This window comes from Pseudomonas sp. GW822-FHT02G04, assembly GCF_058802085.1.
Genome location: NZ_JBXANU010000056.1, coordinates 1 through 2150, shown reverse-complemented (window position 1 = coordinate 2150; position 2150 = coordinate 1). Strand labels below are relative to the sequence as shown.

Sequence of the window (2150 nt, the reverse complement as noted above, 5' to 3'; positions counted from 1 at the left end):
TTCCACGCGGGTCCATCCAAGCAGGGCTGCAAAGCCGCCCTGCTTGGATGGACCTCACTTAAAAAATCTAAAGCCCACACAACCGTCTGGGGAAAAACACTGATTTCCACCGGAGTATAATTTCAGCCACAGCCGCAGAATCTCCATAAATTCGAACCTTGACCCGAATTATCCACAGGCGTAGAAAAGATCGGGCAAGGGCTGTCGTTGACAGCAACCCAGGTAGCCAGAACCTTTAAGGCTACGCCACAGCGTGGTGGTTCTCCCAAAGTGCGATTAGCGTCCGGCGGCTTGCACGGTCACTCACCGAGTGATGGATGCCAATTCCAGATCATTGCCATTGCGGCAAATACATCCCCCTCCCCCAACTGCCCTGCAGCAACCTATCCGCTTGGCCATTTCATTGCGCCAACCTGCGCCCGTCTCTTTCTTCTGGAAAGAGACGGGCGCTCCTACCGCTGCTGCAGCCCAACTCTTACAAGGCTTTGCGGCATTTCCCCTCGTGACAATCGGCGTGACAAACACCGGAGTCACCCGCAACAGCGATGCAGATGATGGTGCCGCAGCCCATGGAATGGACTGCACCTGACTGACAGTCAGGCATACCCCAATCATCGCATCACTGCCTTCACCTGACTCAGGATCTCGCGGCGCTGGTCTCGTCAGCCAGCGCAGCCTCCACCCGCCCACTTCTGCGGAAGTGTTCAGGAGGCCAGATCATGAGATGCCCAAGCTCCCGGTCGTAAAGAGCCGTCAGTCCCGCGTTAGTGGACAACCCTCACAGGTCGCAGGGACCTTGATCCCTGATAACACTCAACATTCTTGGCGGGATGACGTGGGGAAAGTTTTAAAAGTTTTGGCTTCGAGAGGAGTTTGATCATGGCATTGGTAGGTAGGCGGGATGGGCGCAATTTTGGCTATGGCCGGCAACTGAGCTATGCAGGGCCGCAGGCATTGCGCGACCTATTTGGCGGCGGGCATTACGGCACGGTCAAAGCACACAGTGACCGCTGGCAGGCGTTTGTGCGCTGGTGTCACTCGGAGGATGGGCCGGGGTTTAACGATGCGCGGCAGATTAATTGGCAGACCTTGCTGGACTACGCCGGACATCTACGCCAACAAGTTGAACAAGGTGAGCTGGCCATCGCCACTGCGCAAAACCGGTTGTCCAGCGTGAACCGGACCATGGCCGCGCTTCGCGGTGATCAGTATGTGAAAGTGCAGAGCCCGAGTAAGGCGCTGGGAATGCAGCGCACAACCGTCCGCACAGCAGCCCCGCAAGGCCAGGATCGTGAACAAGTTAAGCGGATCGTCGAGGCGCTTTACGAACACCAACTGCCGCGCGCGGCTGCAATCGTGCAGTTGGCCCGAGCTACCGGCATGCGCTTACGCGAGGCCATCTTAGCCGACCTTCCGCGCCTAAAACGCGAAGCCGAACACTACGGCAAGATCAACATCCAGGATGGCACCAAAGGGGGCCGATCCGGCGCGTCGGCGCCACGTTGGATCACGGTGGATGACCATATTCGTGACGCGCTTGGGTTCGCAAAACAGGTGTCGCCTACGGGTAGCCGCAACCTGCTTGCACCGAACGAAAGCTACCTCGATTTCTTGCAGGGAATCGTCTGCCCCGCACGGGACATCATCCATAAGCACGACCTCAAAGGCTTCCACGAATTGCGGGCAGCCTATGCTTGCGAGCGCTATGAGCAAATCACCCACCATCCCGCCCCCATCAACGGAGGCCATTGCTATCAACTCGACCGACGTCTCGATCAGGAAGCCCGAGTACAAATCAGCTATGAGCTGGGGCACAACCGTATCGTCGTGGTGGCCGCTTACATTGGTGGTCCCACATGAGCACGGCATTCGATATGGATTTGTTCCTGGCGGGCGTCCTGACCGGGTCGCATACCACGCGCCAACGCCACCTGCGTCAGGCGAAGGCCATCCAAACAGCGATCACTGAGCGCTGGCAACGCGACAATCCATGGACTTGGCAGAGAAAACACCTTGCGTGGTTTTTGAATCACCAGCTAAACCAGCACACTGAATCGACGCGCTATTACTATTTGCTGACCATGCAATTACTCACTCATCGCTTAGGAAAATCCTGGCAGTTCAACCTTTAAACGAAGGTCAGAAAACGG

At 57.0% G+C, this 2150-nt stretch carries 2 protein-coding genes; both read left to right on the top strand.

The annotated features are described in order from the left end of the window. Positions 1 to 879 precede the first annotated feature (879 nt). Positions 880 to 1860 carry an integrase domain-containing protein gene (locus AC1RO5_RS30870; RefSeq protein ID WP_493179550.1) on the top strand — a complete coding sequence of 327 codons (981 nt, stop codon included), beginning with the start codon at positions 880 to 882 and terminating at the stop codon, positions 1858 to 1860. Next, positions 1857 to 2132, top strand: a complete 276-nt coding sequence (locus AC1RO5_RS30865; protein ID WP_054984086.1) for a hypothetical protein — start codon at positions 1857 to 1859, stop codon at positions 2130 to 2132. Before AC1RO5_RS30870 ends, AC1RO5_RS30865 begins: the two co-directional genes overlap by 4 nt. Positions 2133 to 2150 lie beyond the last annotated feature (18 nt).

Bases quoted from the DNA above. Each gene is read 5' to 3' on its own strand.
- AC1RO5_RS30870 (WP_493179550.1), top strand. From the start codon at position 880: ATGGCATTGGTAGGTAGGCGGGATGGGCGCAATTTTGGCTATGGCCGG.
- AC1RO5_RS30865 (WP_054984086.1), top strand. From the start codon at position 1,857: ATGAGCACGGCATTCGATATGGATTTGTTCCTGGCGGGCGTCCTGACC.